The organism is Pseudomonas putida (assembly GCF_002906855.1).
GTDB classification, from domain to species: domain Bacteria; phylum Pseudomonadota; class Gammaproteobacteria; order Pseudomonadales; family Pseudomonadaceae; genus Aquipseudomonas; species Aquipseudomonas putida_N.
Window position 1 is genome coordinate 219,860 of the sequence record NZ_MINI01000048.1, and the last position, 20,767, is coordinate 240,626.

Genomic DNA, 20,767 nt, shown 5'->3' on the forward strand with positions numbered 1-20,767 from the left:
TTCCCAGCCCCTTTAAATTCAATGACTTACACTCTTTACGGCATAAAAGCCTGTGACACCATGAAAAAGGCGCGTACCTGGCTCGACGACAAAGCCATCGCCTACGAATTCCACGACTACAAGACCCAAGGCATCGACCGCGACAGCCTGAACCGCTGGTGCGACGAACACGGCTGGGAAGTCATCCTCAACCGTGCCGGCACCACCTTCCGCAAGCTCGACGACGCCAGCAAGGCCGACCTCGACCAGGCCAAGGCCGTCGAACTGATGCACGCCCAACCGTCGATGATCAAGCGCCCGGTGCTCGACCTTGGCGAGCGCACCCTGGTCGGCTTCAAGCCAGACCTGTACGCCGCCGCGCTGGCCTGAGCCCCCACCCTATTTCGCACGAGGTAATCACATGTCCAATACCCTGTTCAGCCTGGCCTTCGGTGTCGGCTCCCAGAACCGCCAGGGCACCTGGCTGGAAGTGTTCTACGCACAACCCCTGCTCAACCCGAGCGCCGAGCTGGTCGCCGCAGTAGCGCCGATCCTTGGCTACGAAGGCGGCAACCAGGCCATCGCCTTCAGCAACGCCCAGGCCGCCCAGCTGGCCGAAGCCGTGAAAGGCGTCGACGCCGCCCAGGCTGCCCTGCTGACCCGCCTGGCCGAGAGCCACAAGCCGCTGGTCGCCACCCTGCTGGCCGAAGATGCCGCGCTGGCTTCGACCCCGGAGGCCTACCTCAAGCTGCACCTGCTGTCGCACCGGCTGGTCAAGCCGCACGGCCTGAGCCTGGCGGGCATCTTCCCACTGCTGCCGAACGTGGCCTGGACCAACCAGGGCGCTGTCGACCTGAGCGAACTGGCCGAACTGCAACTGGAAGCGCGCCTGAAGGGTGAGCTGCTGGAAGTGTTCTCGGTGGACAAGTTCCCGAAGATGACCGACTACGTGGTCCCGGCCGGCGTGCGTATCGCCGACACCGCCCGTGTACGCCTGGGTGCCTACATCGGCGAAGGCACCACCATCATGCACGAAGGCTTCGTCAACTTTAACGCTGGCACCGAAGGCCCAGGCATGATCGAAGGCCGCGTTTCCGCTGGCGTATTCGTCGGCAAGGGCTCGGACCTGGGCGGCGGCTGCTCGACCATGGGCACCCTGTCCGGTGGCGGCAACATCGTCATCAAGGTCGGCGAAGGCTGCCTGATCGGCGCCAACGCCGGTATCGGCATCCCACTGGGTGACCGCAACACCGTCGAAGCCGGCCTGTACATCACCGCTGGCACCAAGGTGAACCTGCTGGACGAGAACAACGAGCTGGTGAAAGTGGTCAAGGCCCGCGACCTGGCCGGCCAGACCGACCTGCTGTTCCGCCGCAACTCGCTGAACGGCGCCGTGGAGTGCAAGACCCACAAGTCGGCCATCGAGCTGAATGAGGCGCTGCACGCCCACAACTGAGAACCCTTGGCGGTTTGAAGTGTTAAGATCGGGTCTGGCGCCAATGGTGCCAGACCCGATCTTCATTCCAGGCCCCGCGAACATGTTCCAGCCCTCCCCCTGGCGCGCCGATTTCCCTGCCATCGCCGCCCTGCAACGGCAGCACCAGAGCTACCTGGACAGCGCCGCGACCACCCAGAAGCCCCAGGCGTTGCTTGATGCCCTGAGCCATTACTACGGCCATGGCGCCGCCAACGTGCACCGCGCCCAGCACCTGCCCGGCGCGCTGGCGACCCAGGCCTTCGAGACCAGCCGCGACAAGGTGGCTGCCTGGCTCAATGCCGCTGATTCACGGCAGATCGTCTTCACCCATGGCGCCACCTCGGCGCTGAACCTGCTGGCCTATGGCCTGGAACACCGTTTCGAAGCAGGCGACGAGATTGCCATCAGCGCCCTGGAGCACCATGCCAACCTGCTGCCCTGGCAGCAACTGGCCCGCCGGCGCGACCTGCGCCTGGTGGTATTGCCGCTGGACAATCATGGCCGTATCGACCTGGATCAGGCACTGCAGCTGATCGGCCCGCGCACCCGTGTGCTCGCCGTCAGCCAGCTATCCAACGTGCTCGGCACCTGGCAACCTCTGCCTGCACTGCTGGCCCACGCCCAAGCACAAGGTGCGCTGACCGTGGTCGATGGCGCCCAAGGCGTGGTCCATGGCCGCCATGATGTGCAGCAGCTGGGCTGCGACTTCTACGTATTTTCAAGCCACAAGCTGTATGGGCCGGAAGGTGTCGGCGTGCTGTACGGTCGCACTCAGGCACTGGAGCTGCTGCGCCACTGGCAGTTCGGCGGTGAAATGGTCCAACTGGCCGACTACCAGAACGCCAGCTTCCGCCCCGCACCGCTGGGCTTCGAAGCCGGCACGCCGCCGATCGCCGGGGTCATCGGGCTGGGCGCGACGCTGGACTATCTGGCCAGTCTCGACCGCCATGCCGTCGAGGCCCACGAAGCCAGCCTGCACCAGCACCTGCTGCGCGGCCTGGCCGACCGGGAAGGCGTGCGCGTCCTGGGCACACCACAAGCGGCCTTGGCCAGCTTCGTCATCGAAGGCGTACACAACGCCGACATCGCCCATATGCTGACCGAGCAAGGTATTGCCGTGCGCGCCGGGCATCACTGCGCCATGCCGCTGCTCAAGAGGCTGGGGCTGGAGGGGGCGATTCGCGTGTCGCTGGGGCTGTACAACGACAGTGACGACCTGCAACGGTTCTTCACGGCGTTGGACCAAGGACTGGAGTTGTTGCAATGACGTTGCCTTTGCCAGCCCGGGAAGCGCTGGAAAGCTTCGAGCAGGCGCGCGGCTGGGAACAGCGGGCGCGGCTGCTGATGCAATGGGGTGATCGGCTGGAGCCGTTGAGCGAGGAGGAAAAGTCCGAGAGCAACCGGGTGCATGGCTGTGAGAGCCTGGTGTGGCTGGTGGCGGAACAGCACGCCGGTCAATGGCGCTTCAAGGCGAGCAGCGATGCGCGGTTGTTGCGCGGGCTGCTGGCGCTGCTGCTGGCGCGGATTGAAGGGTTGGCGACTGCGGAACTGGCCGGACTGGATCTGCGCGAGTGGTTCGCCCAGCTGGGGCTGGAGCGGCAACTGTCGCCATCGCGCAGCAACGGGCTGCATGCGGTGTTGTTGCGGATGACGGAGTTGGCGTCCACCTGCTGAATCGGCGGTGCCTGCTTCGCGGGGGCGGGCTTGCCCCGCGAAGAAGCCGACACCATTATTCGGGTCTGACCCGCTCCGAGGGCCGCCGCGCCCCCGCCACCAGCTTCTCAATGGCCTTGCTCGCCGCGACCATGCCGAACGTCGCGGTCACCATCATCACCGCACCAAAGCCCCCCGCACAGTCCAGGCGCACACCTTCACCGACAAAGCTCTTTTGCAGGCAGACACTGCCATCACCCTTCGGATAACGCAGCTGCTCGCTGGAGAACACACACGGCACGCCATAGTTGCGGCTGGTATTGCGCGAGAAGTTGTAGTCCCGGCGCAGGGTCGAGCGTACCCGCGAGGCCAGCGGGTCGTTGAAGGTCTTGTTGAGGTCGCCGACCTGGATCTGCGTCGGGTCGATCTGCCCGCCCGCCCCACCGGTGGTGACGATGGCGATCTTGCGTCGCCGGCACCAGGCGATCAGCGCCGCCTTGGCCATCACGCTGTCGATGCAGTCGATCACCGCATCCATCTCCTCGATGATGTACTCGGCCATGGTCTCGCGGGTGACGAAATCCGCCACCGCGTGCACCGTGATCGCCGGATTGATCGCCCGCAGGCGCTCGGCCATCACCTCGACCTTGGGCCGCCCGACCTGGCCTTCCAGGGCATGGGCCTGGCGGTTGGTATTACTGACGCAGACATCGTCCAGGTCGAACAGGGTGATTTCGCCCACGCCGCTGCGCGCCAGGGCTTCGGCCGCCCACGAGCCGACCCCGCCAATGCCGACAACCGCCACATGGGCGTTGTTCAGCCGTTGCAGGCCCTCGTCGCCGTACAACCGGGCAACGCCGGCAAAGCGTGGATCTTCTGTGCTCATGTTGCTACCCCGAAACTCATGCCCGAAAAACGGCGCGCATTATAGGCCAGCGGCCGCTCTGACCTCCATCGTTAGGAAACACCCTACCATTGCTGCTTTAATGTCCTATCACTTGGACAGAAACGGACCACAATGTCATCTCGCAAATTCGGCCTCAACCTGGTGGTGGTCCTGGCCATCGCCGCGCTGTTTACCGGGTTCTGGGCGTTGATCAATCGCCCAGTCTCCGCACCTGCCTGGCCGGAACAGATCTCCGGTTTCTCGTATTCGCCGTTCCGCCTTGGGGAAAGTCCGCAAAAGGGCCAGTACCCCAGCGATGACGAGATACGCCAGGACCTGGAGCAGATGAACAAGCTCACCGACAACATCCGCATCTATACCGTCGAGGGCACCCAGGCCGAGATCCCGCGGCTGGCCGAGGAATTCGGCCTGCGGGTGACCCTGGGCATCTGGATCAGCAAAGACCTGGAGCGCAACGAACGCGAGATCGAAAAAGGCATCGAGCTGGCCAACCACTCACGCAGCGTGGTGCGGGTGGTGGTCGGCAACGAAGCGCTGTTCCGCGAAGAGGTCACGCCCGAAGAGCTGATCCAGTACCTTGATCGTGTCCGTGCCGCCGTCAAGGTGCCGGTCACCACCAGCGAGCAGTGGCACATCTGGAAGGAACACCCGGAACTGGCCAAGCACGTCGACCTGATCGCTGCGCACATCCTGCCGTACTGGGAATTCGTGCCGATGAAAGACTCGGTGCAGTTCGTCCTCGACCGCGCCCGCGAGCTGCGCCACCAGTTCTCGCACAAGCCGCTGCTGCTGTCGGAAGTCGGCTGGCCAAGCAACGGCCGTATGCGCGGCGGCGCCGACGCCACCCAGGCCGACCAGGCGATCTACCTGCGCACCTTGGTCAACACCCTCAACCGCCGAGGCTACAACTACTTCGTCATCGAGGCCTATGACCAGCCGTGGAAGGCCAACGACGAAGGCTCGGTAGGCGCCTACTGGGGCGTGTACAACGCCGAGCGCCAGCAGAAGTTCAACTTCGAGGGGCCAGTGGTGGCGATCCCGCAGTGGCGGGCACTGGCGGTGGCCTCGGTGGTCCTGGCGATGATCGCCCTGGCCGTGCTGCTGATCGACGGTTCGGCCCTGCGCCAGCGCGGCCGCACCTTCCTCACGTTCATCACCTTCCTGTGCGGGTCGGTGCTGGTGTGGATCGCCTACGACTATAGCCAGCAATACAGCACCTGGTTCAGCCTGACTGTCGGCGTGCTGCTTGCGCTCGGTGCGCTGGGCGTGTTCATCGTGCTGATGACCGAGGCCCACGAGCTGGCTGAGGCGGTGTGGATTCACAAGCGCCGGCGTGAATTCCTGCCGGTGCAAGGCGATAGCGCCTACCGGCCGAAAGTTTCGGTGCATGTGCCGTGCTACAACGAGCCGCCGGAGATGGTCAAGCAGACCCTCGACGCCCTCGCCGCACTGGACTACCCGGACTATGAAGTCCTGGTGATCGACAACAACACCAAGGACCCGGCCGTGTGGGAGCCACTCAAGGCCCACTGCGAGAAGCTCGGCGAGCGCTTCAAGTTCTTCCACGTCGCGCCCCTGGCCGGTTTCAAGGGCGGCGCGCTGAACTACCTGATCCCGCACACTGCCAAGGACGCCGAAGTGATCGCGGTGATCGACTCGGACTACTGCGTCGACCGCAACTGGCTCAAGCACATGGTGCCGCACTTCGCCGACCCGAAGATCGCCGTGGTGCAGTCGCCACAGGACTACCGCGACCAGCACGAAAGTGCCTTCAAGAAGCTCTGCTACAGCGAATACAAGGGCTTCTTCCACATCGGCATGGTTACCCGCAACGACCGTGACGCGATCATCCAGCACGGCACCATGACCATGACCCGGCGCAGCGTGCTGGAAGAGCTGGGCTGGGCCGAATGGTGCATCTGCGAAGACGCCGAGCTGGGCCTGCGGGTATTCGAGAAAGGCCTGTCGGCCGCCTATTCGCACAACAGCTACGGCAAGGGCCTGATGCCGGACACGTTCATCGACTTCAAGAAGCAGCGCTTCCGCTGGGCCTATGGCGCCATCCAGATCATCAAGCACCACGCCAGCGCCCTGCTGCGCGGCAAAGGAAGCGAACTGACCCGTGGCCAGCGCTACCACTTCCTGGCCGGCTGGCTGCCGTGGGTTGCCGATGGCATGAACATCTTCTTCACCGTCGGTGCCCTGCTGTGGTCGGCGGCGATGATCATCGTGCCGCACCGGGTCGACCCGCCGCTGATGATCTTCGCCATCCCACCGCTGGCGCTGTTCTTTTTCAAGGTCGGCAAGATCATCTTCCTCTACCGCCGCGCGTTGGGGGTGAACCTCAAGGATGCCTTTGCTGCGGCACTGGCGGGGCTGGCGTTGTCGCACACTATCGCCAAGGCGGTGTTGTACGGGTTCTTCACCAGCAGCATGCCGTTCTTCCGCACACCGAAGAATGCCGACAGCCATGGCTTGCTGGTGGCGATTTCCGAAGCCCGGGAAGAGCTGTTCATCATGTTGATGTTGTGGGGCGCGGCACTGGGCATCTTCCTGGTGCAGGGGCTGCCGAGTTCGGACATGCGCTTCTGGGTCGCGATGTTGCTGGTGCAGTCGTTGCCATATGTGGCGGCGTTGGTTATGGCGTTCCTGTCGTCGCTGCCCAAGCCTGCGGAGAAGGCCGCCGAGCCGCAGCAGGCTTGAGATTTTTTGGGGCGCATTGCGCCCCATTGGCCTGACGGTTTGATATAAGATAACGCCCTCAGATTTCCCCGCCTTGCCTTGCCCCGGAGTCCCCCATGACGGCCCCTGCCGAGCTCTCGCCTACCCTTCAACTGGCCTGCGACCTGATCCGTCGCCCCTCGGTCACCCCCGTCGATGCCGACTGCCAGGCGCAGATGATGAACCGCCTGGGTGCCGTGGGCTTCCAGCTGGAGCCGATGCGCTTTGAAGACGTCGATAACTTCTGGGCCACCCACGGTACACAGGAAGGCCCGGTGCTGTGCTTCGCCGGCCATACCGACGTAGTTCCCACCGGCCCGGTGCAGCAGTGGCAGCACGAGCCGTTCGAAGCACTGATCGACGCCGACGGCATGCTCTGCGGCCGTGGCGCCGCCGACATGAAAGGCAGCCTGGCGTCGATGGTGATCGCCAGCGAACGCTTCGTGCAGGACTACCCGAACCACCGCGGCAAGGTCGCCTTCCTGATCACCAGCGACGAGGAAGGCCCGGCCCACCACGGCACCAAGGCCGTGGTCGAGCGCCTGAAAGCGCGCAACGAGCGCCTGGACTGGTGCATCGTCGGCGAGCCGTCGAGCACCACCCTGCTCGGTGACGTGGTCAAGAACGGCCGTCGCGGCTCGCTCGGCGCCAAGCTGACCGTGCGCGGCAAACAAGGCCACGTGGCCTATCCGCACCTGGCGCGCAACCCGATCCACCTGGCCGCCCCGGCCCTGGCGGAGCTGGCTGCCCAGCACTGGGACGAAGGCAACGCGTTCTTCCCGCCGACCAGCTTCCAGATCTCCAACCTCAACTCCGGCACCGGCGCCACCAACGTGGTCCCGGGCGAGCTGACCGCACTGTTCAACTTCCGCTTCTCCACCGAATCGACCGTCGAAGGCCTGCAGGCGCGAGTTTCGGCGATCCTCGACAAGCATGAGCTGGACTGGTCGGTCGACTGGGCGCTGTCGGGCCTGCCCTTCCTCACCGAACCGGGCGACCTGCTCGACGCAGTGGCGGCCAGCATCAAGGGCGTTACTGGCCGCGACACCCAGCCATCGACCAGCGGCGGCACTTCCGATGGCCGTTTCATCGCCACCATGGGCACCCAGGTGGTCGAGCTTGGCCCGGTCAACGCCACCATCCACCAGGTCGATGAGCGGATCCTGGCCAGCGATCTCGACCTGCTGACCGAAATCTACTACCAGACCCTGGTCCGGTTGCTCGCCTGATGCTCGCCTGCCCCCTCTGCCAGGCAGCCCTGTCGCGGCTCGACAATGGCGTGGTGTGCCCGGCCGGCCACCGCTTCGACCGCGCCCGCCAGGGTTACCTGAACCTGCTGCCAGTGCAGCACAAGAACAGCCGCGACCCGGGCGACAACCAGGCCATGGTCGAAGCCCGCCGCGACTTCCTCGACGCCGGCCACTACGCCCCGGTGGCCCGCCGCCTGGCGGAGCTGGCCGCCGAGCGTCAGCCCGGCGCCTGGCTGGACATCGGTTGCGGTGAGGGCTACTACACCGCCCAGATCGCCCAGGCCCTGCCGGCCGCCGATGGCTATGCCCTGGACATTTCCCGCGAGGCGGTCAAGCGCGCCTGCCGTCGGGCACCCGACGTCACCTGGATGGTCGCCAGCATGGCCCGCGTGCCATTGGCCGATGCCAGCTGCCAGTTCATCGCCAGCGTGTTCAGCCCACTGGACTGGGACGAGGCCAAGCGCCTGCTCAGCCCCGGTGGCGGCCTGATGCGCGTGGGCCCGACCAGCGGCCACCTGATGGAGCTACGCGAAGTGCTCTACGATGAAGTGCGCCCCTACGCTGACGACAAGCACCTGGCCCTGGTGCCTGAAGGCATGGCCCACGCCCACAGCGAAACCCTCGAGTTCCGCCTGAGCCTGGCCGCCCCCAAGGCCCGTGCCGACCTGCTGGCGATGACCCCGCACGGCTGGCGCGCCAGCGCCGAGAAGCGCGCCCGGGTGATCGAGCAGGCCGAGCCGTTAGAGGTGACGGTTTCCATGCGTTATGACTATTTCGTGCGCCAGCATTGAGCACACCCGGAGCCCTTATGCGCCAACCCGATATTGAGATCTACCTGAAAGACGCCGACGTCGACCACAAGCAGATTGCCGAGTGGCTCAGCCAGGCAATCGGCCCGTGCAGCGAATGGAAGCAGAAAGGCCAGACCTTCAAATGCCAGGCCGGTAACATTCCGGTCACCTGGTTACCCAAGGCTGTAGGGAAATGGAACAGCCTCTACCTGGAAAGCGACCAGACCCCATGGGCCGATGACGTCGCCTGCGCCCGCGCCGCGTTCGCCGCGCTGAACGTCGAAGTGCGTTGCGCGCCGGGTGGCTGGGTCGAGGAAGACGGTGAAGAAGATGCCGATCGCTGGATCCGCATCAGCGCCGACGGTGAAGAGGAAATCACCTGGCGTACTAGCTGACCTTTTCTTCTCTGTAGGAGCGGGCTTGTCCCGCGAAGCAGACACCGCGGTGACTGGCACCGGCTGCGCCGGTGTTCGCGGGGCAAGCCCGCTCCTACAAGCTTGTACAGCCTGGGGCTCAGAGGCCTACGACGTCCTCGGCTTGCAGGCCTTTCTGGCCCTGCACGCAGGCGTATTCCACCCGCTGCCCTTCGACCAGGGTACGATGCCCCTCACCGCGGATCGCCCGATAGTGGACGAAGACATCCGCACCACCTTCGCGCTGAATGAAGCCATAACCTTTGGCATCGTTGAACCACTTAACATTCCCAGTCTCACGAGACGACATCTGAACTACTCCGGATTTTTATTGTGAAGATCGCCTTGTAGACACAGGGTGTCCTCCCTATGTCGACGCCGCTTGCCGAAATATCCTGCAAGTGGCAGGCCGAGTATATGACACAGAACAAAAAAATTTCATGACCGTCGCGCTATTTACCTAATTTTGCTGAACTTGCGCCGATACGGCAGACTAAATGGCTGTCTATTCTCTGAAATTCATTCCCAGGGCACTCACCCCATGACCCGTTCCCCCCTGCGCCGCCTGATCTTCGGCGTCCTGCGTCGCCTGATGTACCTGTGGGTGCGCTCCGAGACCATCAACCAGTCGTCCCTGACCCTCAAGCTCGACCGCAGCCGCCCGGTCTTCTATGCCCTGCCCTCGCCATCGCTCACCGACCTGGCGGTGGTCGACCGTGAATGCACCAAAGCGGGGCTGCCGCGCCCGGTGCTGCCGGTGGCCGTCGGTTCGCTGCACGAGCCTGCCGCATTCTTTTACCTGACCCCGGACCCGGACTGGCTCGGCCGCCACGACAAGCGCGGTGCCCCGCCGACCCTGGAGCGCCTGGTCGCCGCCATCAGCCATCACGCAGAGGAAGACGCCCAGATCATTCCGGTCAGTGTGTTCTGGGGGCAGACACCGGCCAGTGAAAACAGCCCGTGGAAGCTGCTGTTTGCCGACAGCTGGGCCGTGACCGGGCGCCTGCGCCGGCTGCTGACCGTGCTGATCCTCGGGCGCAAGACCCGCGTGCAGTTCTCCGCGCCGATCCACCTGCGCGAACTGGTGCAGCACAACAAGGGCCACGAGCGCACCGTGCGCATGGCCCAGCGCCTGATGCGCGTGCACTTTCGCAACCTCAAGACCGCGGTGATCGGCCCGGACATCTCGCACCGGCGCAACCTGGTCAAGGGCCTGGTGCATGCGCCGCTGGTCCGCCAGGCCATCGCCGAGGAAGCGCAGCGCGAAAACATGCCCGTGGCCAAGGCCGAAGCCCAGGCGCTGCGCTACGGCAACGAGATCGCCTCGGACTACACCTATACCGCAATCCGCTTCCTCGAAGTGGTGCTGAGCTGGTTCTGGAACAAGATCTACGACGGCATCAAAGTCAACCACGTCGAGCAGGTGCAAGGCATCGCCCCAGGCCACGAAGTGATCTACGTGCCCTGCCACCGCAGCCACATCGACTACCTGCTGCTGTCGTATCTGCTGTTCCGCAATGGCCTGACGCCGCCGCACATCGCCGCCGGGATCAACCTCAACATGCCGGTGATCGGCGGCCTGCTGCGCCGTGGCGGCGCCTTCTTCATGCGCCGTACGTTCAAGGGCAACCCGCTGTACACGGCGGTGTTCAACGAGTACCTGCACACCCTGTTCACCAAGGGTTTTCCGGTGGAGTACTTCGTCGAAGGTGGCCGCTCGCGCACCGGGCGCATGCTGCAGCCGCGCACCGGGATGCTGGCAATCACCCTGCGCAGCTTCCTGCGCTCGTCGCGCACACCGATCGTGTTCGTGCCGGTATACATCGGCTACGAGCGCGTGCTGGAAGGCCGTACCTACCTCGGCGAACTGCGCGGGGCGAGCAAGAAGAAGGAGTCGATCTTCGACATCTTCAAGGTCTTCGGCGCACTGAAGCAGCGCTTCGGCCAGGTGTACGTCAACTTCGGCGAGCCAATCCGCCTGGCCGGCTTTCTCGATAAGCAGCAACCTGGCTGGCGCGAGCAGGAACTGGGCCCGCAGTTCCGCCCGGCCTGGCTCAACGAGACCACCACCCGCCTTGGCGAAACCGTGGCCCGCCACCTGAACGAGGCGGCGGCGGTCAACCCGGTCAACCTGGTAGCCCTGGCACTGCTCTCTACCAGCCGCCTGGCGCTGGACGAACGTGCCCTGACCCGCGTGCTGGACCTGTACCTGGCCTTGCTGCGCCAGGTGCCTTACTCTGCGCACACCACCTTGCCCGAAGGCGACGGCCAGGCTTTGATCGAGCATGTCCGCGGCATGGACCTGCTGGCAGAACAAAAGGACGCCTTGGGCCGCATCCTTTATCTGGATGAAGCCAACGCGGTACTGATGACCTATTACCGCAACAATGTCCTGCACATCTTCGCCCTGCCTGCGCTACTGGCAAGCTTCTTCCTCAGCAGCTCGCGGATGAGCCGCGAACTGCTCGGGCAGTATGTGCATGCGCTGTATCCGTACCTGCAGGCCGAATTGTTCCTGCGCTGGACGCCGGAACAACTGGATGAAGTGATCGACCAGTGGCTGGCAGCGTTGGTCGAGCAAGGCCTGCTGCGCCACGAGAACGATTTGTACATGCGCCCGGCGCCCAGCTCACGCCAGTTCGTGCTGCTGACCCTGCTCGCCCGCACCATCACCCAGACCTTGCAGCGCTTCTACATGGCCACGTCACTGCTGCTCAACAGCGGTCAGAACACCCTGAGCGCCGAAGCACTGGAAGACCTGTGCGTGATGATGGCCCAGCGCCTGTCGATCCTGCATGGCCTCAACGCACCGGAATTCTTCGACAAGACCTTGTTCCGCCACTTCATCCAGACCCTGATCGAACAAGGCGTGCTCCGCCCGGATAGCAATGGCAAGCTGGGCTATCACGACAAGCTCGGCGATTTGGCCGAGGGCGTAGCTAAGCGAGTGCTGTCGGCCGAACTGCGCCTGTCGATCCGCCAGGTGGCATTGCACCGCGATGACTCACTGACCACTGCGACCATTTGAGGCCACATCTGCCGGGAAAATCCGCTAAAGTCCCTGGGGTTGGCCACAAGCCAGCTCCAAGGACACACCGGAGACTCCATGAAAAAGCTCTTTATGCTGTGTTGCGCATCCCTGCTCGCAGCCTGTTCCAGCCAAACCCCCTCCACCCAGGCCAGCCTGGATGGCGAAGTCTTCTACCTGCAGCGCATCGCCCTGCCGCCTGCCGCCACCTTGAGCGTCGAGTTGCAGGATGTCTCGCTGATGGACGCCCCCGCCGTGACCCTGGCCCGCCAGGCCGGCCCGGTCAAAGGCAACGTGCCGCTACCGTTCCACCTCACCTACGACCCGGCCCAGGTCAAGCCCGGCCACCGCTACGCGGTCAGCGCGCGGATCGAGCTGGATGGCAAGCTGCTGTTCATCAACACCGAACACCACGGCGTTACCCTCGACGGCAGCGACCAGCAGCCAGTTAGGGTCAAAGTCGACCCGGTGCGCTGAGCCCGCCCCACTTCATCAATAAGGAAATACCCATGATTCGCGCCTCCCTGCGCTTCTCTACCCTGTGCGCCGGCCTGCTGCTGTCGGCCAGTGCCCTGGCCCTGTCGCTTGGCGACCTGAGCCAGTCCGACGCCACCGGCGGCCTGAAGGACGCCCTCACCCAGGGTGCGCAGATAGCCGTCAAGCAGTTGAGCACGCCAGGCGGCTTCAGCAACAACCCCGATGTGCGCATCGAGCTGCCGGGCAACCTCGGCAAAGCTGCCAAGGCCATGAAGATGTTCGGCAAGGGCGACCAAGTCGACGCCTTGGAAACCAGCATGAACAAGGCCGCCGAAGCTGCCATGCCGCAAGCCCAGGCGATTCTGGTGGATGCCGTGAAGAAGATGACCGTGACCGATGCCAAGGGCATCCTCAGCGGCGGTGGCGATTCGGCCACCCAGTACCTGAACAAGAGCAGCCGCGAGCAGATCCGCGCCAAGTTCTTGCCGATCGTCAAGCAGGCTACCGACAAGGTCGGTGTCGCCCAGCAATACAATGCCTTTGCCGGTCAGGCCAAGGGCCTGGGGCTGATCAAGGATGACGCCAACATAGAGAACTACGTGACCGAGAAGGCGCTGGATGGCCTGTTCGAGATGATTGCCAAGCAGGAAGAGAGCATTCGCCAGAACCCGGCGCAGGCAGCTACCAGCCTGGCCAAGAAGGTCTTCGGCGCGCTCTGAAGCCTCTGGGGCTGCTTTGCAGCCCATTCGCGGGGCAAGCCCGCTCCTACAGGGAAACTCGATCGTCTGTAGGAGCGGGCTTGTCCCGCGAATGGAGGGCAAAGCCCTCCCCCGCGATCTTTACCCTTTCTTCACCCTGAACCACGCCGCATACAACGCCGGCAGGAACAGCAAGGTCAACGCCGTGGCCACAATCAACCCGCCCATGATCGCCACCGCCATCGGCCCGTAGAACACACTCCGCGACAACGGAATCATCGCCAGCACCGCCGCCAGCGCGGTCAGCACGATCGGCCGGAAGCGCCGCACCGTGGCCTCGATGATCGCCTGCCAGCGGTCCAGCCCGGAAGCGATATCCTGCTCGATCTGGTCCACCAGGATCACCGAGTTGCGCATGATCATCCCCGCCAGGGCAATGGTGCCGAGCATGGCGACGAAGCCGAACGGCTGGCGGAACACCAGCAGGAACAAGGTCACGCCAATCAGCCCCAACGGCGCGGTGAGGAACACCATCACCGTGCGCGAGAAGCTGCGCAGCTGGATCATCAGCAGGCTCAGCACCACTACGATGAACAGTGGCATGCCGGCGTTCACCGACTTCTGTCCGCGCTCTGAGTCCTCAACCGTGCCGCCCACTTCCAGCAGGTAGCCGTCCGGCAGCCTGGCCTTGATCTCCTGCAAGGTCGGCAGGATCTGCTTCACCAACGTCGCCGGCTGCTCCTTGTCATAAATGTCGGCACGTACGGTCACCGTCGGCAGGCGGTTGCGGTGCCAGATGATGCCTTCCTCGAAGCCGTATTCCAGCGTGGCCACTTGCGACAGTGCCACGCTCTGGCCATTGTTGGTGGGCAGCGCCAGGCTGCCGAGGTTGCCCAGCTCGCCACGCTCCTGCTGGGTGCCGCGCAAGAGGATCTCGATCAGTTCGTTGTCCTCGCGGTACTGGCTGACCGTGGTGCCGGTCAGCGAGCTCTGCAGGAAGCTCGACAGCTGTGCGGTGCTCACGCCCAGGGCACGTGCGCGGTCCTGATCAATCTCCAGGAACACCGCCTTGCTCGGTTCTTCCCAGTCCAGGTGCACGTTGACCACATGCGGGTTCTCGCGCACCTTGTCCGCCACTTCGCGGGCCAGGGCACGGGCTTTCTCGATATGTTCGCCGGTGACCCGGAACTGCACCGGGTAGCCCACGGGCGGGCCGTTCTCCAGGCGCGTCACGCGGGCACGCAGGTCGGGAAACTGCTGGTCGACAGTGCTGATCAGCCAGCTACGCAAACGCTCGCGGTCTTCCATCGACTTGGCCAGTACCACGAACTGGGCAAAGCTGGCGGCTGGCAGCTGCTGGTCCAGCGGCAAGTAGAAGCGCGGCGAACCGGTACCCACGTAGGCTACGTAGTTGTCGATGCCGTCCTGCTGCTTGAGCAGCGCTTCCACTTGCTTGACCCGCTCGGCGGTATTGGCCAGCGAGGCGCCTTCGGCAAGCTTCAGGTCGACCATCAGCTCCGGGCGCCCCGAGGCCGGGAAGAACTGCTGGGGCACGAAACGGAACAGCAGAATGCTGCCGACAAAGGCGGCAATGGTCAGCAGGATCACCGTCTTGCGACGCCGCACGCACCACTCCACCACACGCCGTACGCGCTGATAGAACGGCGTGCCGTACGGATCAGGGGCATGCCCGTCCTTGCCATGGCGGGCGGCATGCAGCTTGGCCAGGTCCGGCAACAGCCGTTCGCCCAGGTAAGGTACGAAGACCACCGCCGCGACCCACGAGGTCAGCAGTGCGATGGTCACCACCTGGAAGATCGAGCGGGTGTATTCACCGGTGCTCGAGGCCGCCGTGGCGATCGGAAGGAAGCCCGCCGCCGTGATCAGCGTACCGGTGAGCATCGGGAACGCCGTACTGGTCCAGGCGTAGCTGGCGGCCTTGAGGCGGTCGTAGCCCTGCTCCATCTTGATCGCCATCATCTCCACGGCAATGATCGCGTCATCCACCAGCAGGCCCAGCGCCAGCACCAGCGCGCCAAGCGAGATCTTGTGCAGGCCGATACCAAAATAATGCATGGTGGCGAAGGTCATCGCCAGCACCAACGGAATGGCCAACGCCACCACCAGGCCGGTGCGCAGGCCGAGGGAGAAGAAGCTCACCAGCAACACGATCACCAGTGCCTCGACCAGCACCTGGACGAACTCGCCGACCCCGGCCTTGACCGCCGCCGGCTGGTCGGAGACCTTGCGCAGCTCCATGCCGGCCGGCAAGCTGCGCGCCAGGCGTTCGAACTCGCCTTCCAGGGCTTTACCGAGTACCAGGATGTCGCCGCCGTCCTTCATCGACACTGCCAGGCCAATGGCGTCCTCGCCCATGAAGCGCATGCGCGGTGCAGGCGGGTCGTTGAAGCCACGGTGCACCTCGGCCACATCGCCGATACGGAAGGTGCGGTCGCCTACCCGGATCGGGAACTGACGGATCTCATCAACGCTGTCGAAGCGCCCGCTCACTCGCAGTTGCAGGCGCTCGCTGGGGGTTTCGAAGAAGCCGGCGGTGCTGACCGCGTTCTGCTCACGCAATGCCTGCTGCACCGCCTCCAGCGGCACCCCGAGGGTGGCCAGCTTGAGGTTGGACAGCTCGATCCAGATCTTTTCGTCCTGCAGGCCGATCAGCTCGACCTTGCCCACGTCCTTGACCCGCTGCAGCTGGATCTGGATACGGTCGGCGTAGTCCTTGAGCACCGCATAGTCGAACCCGGCGCCACTCAATGCGTAGATATTGCCGAAGGTGGTACCGAATTCGTCGTTGAAGAACGGCCCCTGGATCTCCGGCGGCAAGGTGTGGCGGATGTCCGCGACTTTCTTGCGAATCTGGTACCACAGCTCGGGGATGTCCTTGGAGTGCAACGAGTCGCGGGCCATGAAGGTCACCTGCGACTCACCCGGGCGCGAGAACGAGACGATCCTCTCGTACTCGCCGGTCTCCATCAGCTTCTTCTCGATGCGCTCTGTCACCTGGCGCGATACTTCCTCGGCGGTGGCCCCTGGCCACAGGGTACGAATGACCATGGCCTTGAAGGTGAACGGTGGGTCTTCACTCTGCCCCAACTTGGTGTAGGACATGGCGCCGATGGCAGCCAGCAGAATCATCAGGAACAGCACGATCTGGCGGTTACGCAACGCCCATGCGGAAAGGTTGAAACCCATCGGGACTTACTCCTTGGCCGTCAGGTTCACCACGCGGTTGGTGCGGTCTACCGGCTGCACCTCCTGCCCCTCGCGCAGCACGTGGCCACCGGCAGCGACCACCCAGTCGCCCGGCGCCAGGCCTTCGAGCACCGGCACGGTTTCACTGCCATAAGGCCCCAGGCGCACCACGGCGCGCTCCAGGCGGCTGTCCTTGTTCACGCGCCAGACATAGGCCTGGCCGTTTTCTGCGGTGACGGCCGACAACGGCACCGCCAGCGGAATCAGCCCATCATGGGCAATGAATACCCTTGCACTCTGGCCGAGCTCGGCAGGTGCCTTGGCCGAGGTGAAGGCAATGCGAGCGGCGAACGTGCGTGAACGCGGGTCGGCAGCAGGTGACAGCTCGCGAATGCGCCCTGGGAAACGCTCGTTGGGGTACGACCACAATTCGACGCTGACATCCTGGCCCACGGCAAAACGTGCGAACTGCTGCTCCGGCAGGCCGATGGCCACTTCACGCTCACCGTCGGCGGCGAGTGTGAACACGGTTTGCCCGGCTGCTACCACCTGGCCGACTTCAACCTGACGCTTGGCGATGACGCCTGCCTGCGGCGCACGCAACACAGCGTATTCAGCCTGGTTGCCGGCCACGTCGAACTCGGCCTTGGCTTGCTTGAGGCGGGCGAGGCCTGCGCGGTAGAGGTTTTCCGCGTTGTCGTACTGGGAGTGGCTGACCATCTGCCGATCCAGCAGTTTCTGGTAGCGGTCGCGCTCGGTGCGCACCAGCGACAGGTTGGCCTCGGCCGCCGCCAGCTGGGCGCGGTTGGCTTCCAGCTGCAGGCGCACGTCCTGCGGGTCAAGCTCAGCCAGCGGCTGCTCGGCCTTGACCCGCTGCCCTTCTTCCACCAGGCGCTTGCTGACCTTGCCGCCAATGCGGAAGGCCAACTCAGGTTCGAAGCGCGCGCGCACTTCGCCGGGGTAACTGTCGGCAGCGGCTTCGGCCGGCTGTGGCTGCACCACCAGGGCCGGGCGTGGTGCGGCAGGGGCCGCGGCTTCCTGGCCGCAGGCGGCCAGCAACAAAGCGGCAGCAGCGGGCAGAGCGAGGGACAAGGCATGGCGCAACATGATGAATCCTTTCGAGAAGAGCACATCGAATATTTATACTGGTGAGTATATTAAATCAGGGAACCGAAGCCGGGAAGCCGGCGTCGGAAAGTAAATCAACATTAACGATGGTCGCGACCTGCAGCCGGAAGCGGTTCGAGCCGGTAAGATGGGCGCCCCTTCAACCAGATGCGGATTCCAATGTCCAACGACGCACCCATCGGCCCGGGCCGGCCCAAGGACCTGGCCAAGCGCGAGGCCATCCTCGAAGCCGCCAAGGCGCTGTTCCTCAGTCTTGGCTACGCCAACACCAGCATGGATGCGGTCGCTGCGGCGGCAGGTGTTTCAAAGCTCACGGTCTACAGCCACTTTACCGACAAGCAGACGCTGTTCGGCTCGGCGGTCATGGCGACCTGCCAGAACCAGTTGCCCGACCTGATGTTCGAATACCCCGAAGGGGCGGCGGTGGAGGATGTGTTGCTGAACATTGGCCGCAGCTTCCAGGCGCTGATCAGCAGCGACGAGGCGGTAAAGTTGAGCCGCCTGATCATGGCGCTGGGCAGCCAGGACCCTGGGCTTGGCGAGTACTTCTATGAAGCCGGGCCCAAGCGGGTGCTGGCGGGGATGGAAGCGTTGCTGCGCGGGATCGACGAGCGCGGGCTGTTGCGGATTGCCAACCCGTTGCAAGCAGCCGAGCACTTCTTCTGCCTGATCAAGGGCGCGCCGGATTACCGGCTGCTGTTGGGGTGTGCCGGGCCGCTGGAGGGGGATGAGGCCGAGGCTCATGTGCGTGAGGTGGTAGAGTTGTTTATCCGGGCCTTCAAGGCCTGAGTCAGCCTGTGCCGGCCTCTTCGCAGGCAAGCCCGCGAAGAGGCCGGCACAGGCGATCAAGCCTTCAAGGCTTTCTTCGGATAGATGTCATACCGGCTCGACTTACCTTCCAGGCTATGACTAGGCTTCGGCCCATCAATGATCGGCGCCTTGCGCGGCCGCTTCACCACCACCCGGTGACTGGCCAGCGCCAGTGCCGCCTCCAGCAATGCGGGCGCATCCAGATCATCGCCCACCAGCGGCCGGAACACGCGCATTTCCTTCTTTACCAAGGCGCTCTTGTCACGGTGCGGGAACATCGGGTCGAGGTAGATCACCTGCGGCGGCTCGCCTTCCCAACTGCGCATACGCTCGATGGCGTTACCCGTCAGCAGACGCATGCGCCCGACAATCGGCCCCACCTCTTCATCCAGCCGGGCCCGTGACAGGCCATCCTCCAGCAACGCGGCAATCAGCGGCTGGCGTTCGATCAGGGTCATCTGGCAGCCCAGGCTGGCCAGCACGAACGCGTCCTTGCCAAGGCCCGCCGTAGCATCCAGCACCTGTGGCCGAACGCCTTGGGCGATGCCGACCGCTTTGGCAATCATCTGCCCGTTGCCACCACCAAACTGGCGCCGGTGTGCAGCCTGGCCCTCAACAAAGTCCACCCGCACCGGCCCCGGTGCCTGGGGGCCCAGTTGCTGGATCTGCAAGCCATCAACGCCCAGCTGCACGGCAAAGCCGGCAGCATCGTCATGCAGCGGCAGCGCCAGGCGCTCGGCCCATGCGGCGGCCTGCGCCTCGAACTCAGCCGACAGCGCCTCGACCCGGATACCTGTGCCCTGCTCTTCCATCATTCACACCTAGAAATTGAACCCTGCCCCTCATGTATCGGCCGCCACGGCCGATACAGGCAATATCCCGCTATTCTGCCAGAGCACAGCGCGCACGACTGCCATGACAGATACTCTTCCCATCGGTTTGACCTACTTGTCGCCTGTCGGCAACTACGGTCGGCAGAATACCCAGGCACTCGGGGGCGTCAGCCACCTGTGGCAGGATTTCTTTGCCCGCGCGATGGCCGAGCAGCAGGCAGAAGAACCGGACAGCGTCAGCCAGGCAATGGTGCAGTACGATCAGCACAGCGGCGAGCCGATCGGCGGGGCCAAGGCCCTGGCCATGATCGAAACCCAGCGCGCCTGCCCGGTGCAAGACACCATCGTCGCCCCCCCCAAGCCCCTGTTCCTACCCAAGGCGGAGCTCGAGGCCAACCTGCTGGAGCCGGCGCCAGAGCCGTTCAGCGTCGCCGAGATGATCCAGCAGCAGCGCCAGCTCGACATCAGCAACAACTGGCTGCGCCCGGTGGTGATGAGCCAAGGCCACCCAATCGCCGAGCCAGGCCCTGGCCCCTCCCCGCGCCCGCTGCACCTGCCGATTGCCGAATTCGAAATGAACCTGCTCGACCCTGCGCCGGAGCCGTACGACGAGGCGACTATGGCCAAGCAGCAAAACGATCTGGAATTCGACATGCACTGGGCACGCCCAGTGGTGCTGAACAACGTTCGCGCGCACGCCTGATATCAGCGGCAGACCTGCCAACGCCCCATGTCCAGGTGAAAGTGATTATGGTGGGCAGCGTTGTAGTCCGGCCCCAGTACGGTGCTGAAGCTGTCACAGGCTGCTTGCCGCACCTGCCTTAGAAACTCACCCTTCTGCCCACCCGCCTGCCAGTCACGCGCCAGCACGATGCGCTGACCATCCTGCAGGCGGAAACCACTGATATCCAGCGCGTTGGCCGTGGCGTGCTGGCTCAGACGCCCCTCCTTGCGGTTGTAGACATTGCGGCAGGCAAAACTGCCCAGGTGATCCACCTGCACAACAGGCTGGCCAAGCACCCGCTGCGCCGCAGGCTGCAGCCCATGCTGCTCGAACAACGCATAGGCAACTGCCAAGGGGCAACTGGCCAGGAAACTGCTGCTTAAACGCACCTGCCCTTGCTCAATGCGCCACACGTTTTGCAACGGGCATTTGGCTGACGCCGGGCTGTCGGCTTGCGCCCGGTAACGCAGGCCGGAAGTCTCCAGCGTCTGGCGGCACAAGGCGGGGTCATTGCGCAGCCGCGACAGTTTGTAGCTCGTCAGCCAGCTTGGCGGCTGGCGCACATCCAGCACCGCCCACGGGTTCCACGCATCCGGCAGGCGCCAACCGAGCTGCCACGCAAAGCCTGCCATGATCAGCAGGCCACACAGCAGCACCAGCGCGCGCACGGC

Annotated in this window: 19 protein-coding genes; 13 read left to right on the plus strand and 6 right to left on the minus strand. The window is 64.4% G+C overall.

The genetic code is table 11. The features are described from left to right. Window positions 1-21: 21 nt before the first annotated feature. The 4 genes from BGP85_RS23765 to BGP85_RS23780 all read left to right on the plus strand — a co-directional run bounded on the left by BGP85_RS23765 (window position 22) and on the right by BGP85_RS23780 (window position 3,130). Window positions 22-369: an ArsC family reductase gene (locus tag BGP85_RS23765; protein ID WP_103445408.1), complete on the plus strand. Its 348-nt coding sequence runs from the start codon at window positions 22-24 to the stop codon at window positions 367-369. Window positions 370-400: 31 nt separating this feature from the next. Then, window positions 401-1,435: a 2,3,4,5-tetrahydropyridine-2,6-dicarboxylate N-succinyltransferase gene (gene dapD / locus BGP85_RS23770; RefSeq protein ID WP_085673271.1), complete on the plus strand. Its 1,035-nt coding sequence runs from the start codon at window positions 401-403 to the stop codon at window positions 1,433-1,435. Window positions 1,436-1,517: 82 nt separating this feature from the next. Next, window positions 1,518-2,723, plus strand: coding sequence for a cysteine desulfurase (locus BGP85_RS23775; RefSeq protein ID WP_103446224.1), 1,206 nt, complete (start codon window positions 1,518-1,520; stop codon window positions 2,721-2,723). Next, a complete protein-coding gene (locus BGP85_RS23780; protein WP_103445409.1) occupies window positions 2,720-3,130 on the plus strand; it encodes a SufE family protein in 411 nt (136 codons plus the stop codon). Before BGP85_RS23775 ends, BGP85_RS23780 begins: the two co-directional genes overlap by 4 nt. 55 nt (window positions 3,131-3,185) lie before the next feature. Here BGP85_RS23780 and tcdA read toward each other — a convergent pair whose 3' ends face one another. After that, window positions 3,186-3,995 (minus strand): tRNA cyclic N6-threonylcarbamoyladenosine(37) synthase TcdA, encoded by an 810-nt coding sequence (gene tcdA, locus BGP85_RS23785; protein WP_103445410.1) that lies wholly within the window; start codon window positions 3,993-3,995, stop codon window positions 3,186-3,188. A gap of 132 nt (window positions 3,996-4,127) precedes the next feature. Here tcdA and BGP85_RS23790 point away from each other — a divergent pair, with 132 nt between their 5' ends. The 4 genes from BGP85_RS23790 to BGP85_RS23805 all read left to right on the plus strand — a co-directional run bounded on the left by BGP85_RS23790 (window position 4,128) and on the right by BGP85_RS23805 (window position 9,173). Then, complete coding sequence (locus tag BGP85_RS23790; RefSeq protein ID WP_103445411.1) at window positions 4,128-6,719, plus strand: glycosyltransferase; 2,592 nt, start codon at window positions 4,128-4,130, stop codon at window positions 6,717-6,719. Between the two features lie 95 nt (window positions 6,720-6,814). After that, entirely contained in the window at window positions 6,815-7,966 is a 1,152-nt protein-coding gene (dapE, locus tag BGP85_RS23795; protein ID WP_103445412.1) for a succinyl-diaminopimelate desuccinylase, read from the plus strand. Beyond that, entirely contained in the window at window positions 7,966-8,778 is an 813-nt protein-coding gene (locus tag BGP85_RS23800) for a putative RNA methyltransferase (protein WP_103445413.1), read from the plus strand. Before dapE ends, BGP85_RS23800 begins: the two co-directional genes overlap by 1 nt. A gap of 17 nt (window positions 8,779-8,795) precedes the next feature. After that, a complete protein-coding gene (locus tag BGP85_RS23805) occupies window positions 8,796-9,173 on the plus strand; it encodes a hypothetical protein (RefSeq protein WP_085673285.1) in 378 nt (125 codons plus the stop codon). Window positions 9,174-9,291: 118 nt separating this feature from the next. Here the strand turns inward: BGP85_RS23805 and BGP85_RS23810 are convergent, their stop codons facing one another. Continuing rightward, window positions 9,292-9,501, minus strand: a complete 210-nt coding sequence (locus tag BGP85_RS23810; protein ID WP_003252255.1) for a cold-shock protein — start codon at window positions 9,499-9,501, stop codon at window positions 9,292-9,294. A 231-nt stretch (window positions 9,502-9,732) separates the two neighbouring features. Between BGP85_RS23810 and plsB the strand changes: the two genes are divergently transcribed. The 3 genes from plsB to BGP85_RS23825 all read left to right on the plus strand — a co-directional run bounded on the left by plsB (window position 9,733) and on the right by BGP85_RS23825 (window position 13,415). Continuing rightward, window positions 9,733-12,219, plus strand: a complete 2,487-nt coding sequence (gene plsB / locus BGP85_RS23815) for a glycerol-3-phosphate 1-O-acyltransferase PlsB (RefSeq protein WP_103445414.1) — start codon at window positions 9,733-9,735, stop codon at window positions 12,217-12,219. A gap of 78 nt (window positions 12,220-12,297) precedes the next feature. Continuing rightward, window positions 12,298-12,696, plus strand: coding sequence for a YbaY family lipoprotein (locus BGP85_RS23820; protein WP_103445415.1), 399 nt, complete (start codon window positions 12,298-12,300; stop codon window positions 12,694-12,696). Between the two features lie 32 nt (window positions 12,697-12,728). Beyond that, a complete protein-coding gene (locus tag BGP85_RS23825; protein WP_103445416.1) occupies window positions 12,729-13,415 on the plus strand; it encodes a DUF4197 domain-containing protein in 687 nt (228 codons plus the stop codon). 120 nt (window positions 13,416-13,535) lie between these two features. Here the strand turns inward: BGP85_RS23825 and BGP85_RS23830 are convergent, their stop codons facing one another. Both BGP85_RS23830 and BGP85_RS23835 read right to left on the minus strand, forming a co-directional pair. Beyond that, on the minus strand, window positions 13,536-16,601 hold the full coding sequence (locus BGP85_RS23830; RefSeq protein ID WP_103445417.1) for an efflux RND transporter permease subunit: 3,066 nt from the start codon (window positions 16,599-16,601) through the stop codon (window positions 13,536-13,538). A gap of 6 nt (window positions 16,602-16,607) precedes the next feature. Then, complete coding sequence (locus BGP85_RS23835) at window positions 16,608-17,708, minus strand: efflux RND transporter periplasmic adaptor subunit (protein ID WP_103445418.1); 1,101 nt, start codon at window positions 17,706-17,708, stop codon at window positions 16,608-16,610. Between the two features lie 168 nt (window positions 17,709-17,876). On the opposite strand from BGP85_RS23835, the gene BGP85_RS23840 reads away from it, so the two are divergent. Then, on the plus strand, window positions 17,877-18,518 hold the full coding sequence (locus tag BGP85_RS23840) for a TetR/AcrR family transcriptional regulator (RefSeq protein WP_103445419.1): 642 nt from the start codon (window positions 17,877-17,879) through the stop codon (window positions 18,516-18,518). A gap of 56 nt (window positions 18,519-18,574) precedes the next feature. Here the strand turns inward: BGP85_RS23840 and BGP85_RS23845 are convergent, their stop codons facing one another. After that, entirely contained in the window at window positions 18,575-19,351 is a 777-nt protein-coding gene (locus tag BGP85_RS23845; protein WP_103446225.1) for a class I SAM-dependent methyltransferase, read from the minus strand. Window positions 19,352-19,454: 103 nt separating this feature from the next. Between BGP85_RS23845 and BGP85_RS23850 the strand changes: the two genes are divergently transcribed. Continuing rightward, window positions 19,455-20,075 (plus strand): energy transducer TonB, encoded by a 621-nt coding sequence (locus tag BGP85_RS23850; RefSeq protein ID WP_103445420.1) that lies wholly within the window; start codon window positions 19,455-19,457, stop codon window positions 20,073-20,075. Window positions 20,076-20,077: 2 nt separating this feature from the next. Here the strand turns inward: BGP85_RS23850 and BGP85_RS23855 are convergent, their stop codons facing one another. Continuing rightward, window positions 20,078-20,764 carry an extensin-like domain-containing protein gene (locus BGP85_RS23855; protein ID WP_103445421.1) on the minus strand — a complete coding sequence of 229 codons (687 nt, stop codon included), beginning with the start codon at window positions 20,762-20,764 and terminating at the stop codon, window positions 20,078-20,080. Between the last annotated feature and the right edge of the window lie 3 nt (window positions 20,765-20,767).

Coding starts and splice junctions, on each gene's coding strand:
- BGP85_RS23765 (WP_103445408.1), top strand. CDS start 22: ATGACTTACACTCTTTACGGCATAAAAGCCTGTGACACCATGAAAAAG.
- dapD (WP_085673271.1), top strand. CDS start 401: ATGTCCAATACCCTGTTCAGCCTGGCCTTCGGTGTCGGCTCCCAGAAC.
- BGP85_RS23775 (WP_103446224.1), top strand. CDS start 1,518: ATGTTCCAGCCCTCCCCCTGGCGCGCCGATTTCCCTGCCATCGCCGCC.
- BGP85_RS23780 (WP_103445409.1), top strand. CDS start 2,720: ATGACGTTGCCTTTGCCAGCCCGGGAAGCGCTGGAAAGCTTCGAGCAG.
- tcdA (WP_103445410.1), bottom strand. CDS start 3,995: ATGAGCACAGAAGATCCACGCTTTGCCGGCGTTGCCCGGTTGTACGGC.
- BGP85_RS23790 (WP_103445411.1), top strand. CDS start 4,128: ATGTCATCTCGCAAATTCGGCCTCAACCTGGTGGTGGTCCTGGCCATC.
- dapE (WP_103445412.1), top strand. CDS start 6,815: ATGACGGCCCCTGCCGAGCTCTCGCCTACCCTTCAACTGGCCTGCGAC.
- BGP85_RS23800 (WP_103445413.1), top strand. CDS start 7,966: ATGCTCGCCTGCCCCCTCTGCCAGGCAGCCCTGTCGCGGCTCGACAAT.
- BGP85_RS23805 (WP_085673285.1), top strand. CDS start 8,796: ATGCGCCAACCCGATATTGAGATCTACCTGAAAGACGCCGACGTCGAC.
- BGP85_RS23810 (WP_003252255.1), bottom strand. CDS start 9,501: ATGTCGTCTCGTGAGACTGGGAATGTTAAGTGGTTCAACGATGCCAAA.
- plsB (WP_103445414.1), top strand. CDS start 9,733: ATGACCCGTTCCCCCCTGCGCCGCCTGATCTTCGGCGTCCTGCGTCGC.
- BGP85_RS23820 (WP_103445415.1), top strand. CDS start 12,298: ATGAAAAAGCTCTTTATGCTGTGTTGCGCATCCCTGCTCGCAGCCTGT.
- BGP85_RS23825 (WP_103445416.1), top strand. CDS start 12,729: ATGATTCGCGCCTCCCTGCGCTTCTCTACCCTGTGCGCCGGCCTGCTG.
- BGP85_RS23830 (WP_103445417.1), bottom strand. CDS start 16,601: ATGGGTTTCAACCTTTCCGCATGGGCGTTGCGTAACCGCCAGATCGTG.
- BGP85_RS23835 (WP_103445418.1), bottom strand. CDS start 17,708: ATGTTGCGCCATGCCTTGTCCCTCGCTCTGCCCGCTGCTGCCGCTTTG.
- BGP85_RS23840 (WP_103445419.1), top strand. CDS start 17,877: ATGCGGATTCCAATGTCCAACGACGCACCCATCGGCCCGGGCCGGCCC.
- BGP85_RS23845 (WP_103446225.1), bottom strand. CDS start 19,351: ATGGAAGAGCAGGGCACAGGTATCCGGGTCGAGGCGCTGTCGGCTGAG.
- BGP85_RS23850 (WP_103445420.1), top strand. CDS start 19,455: ATGACAGATACTCTTCCCATCGGTTTGACCTACTTGTCGCCTGTCGGC.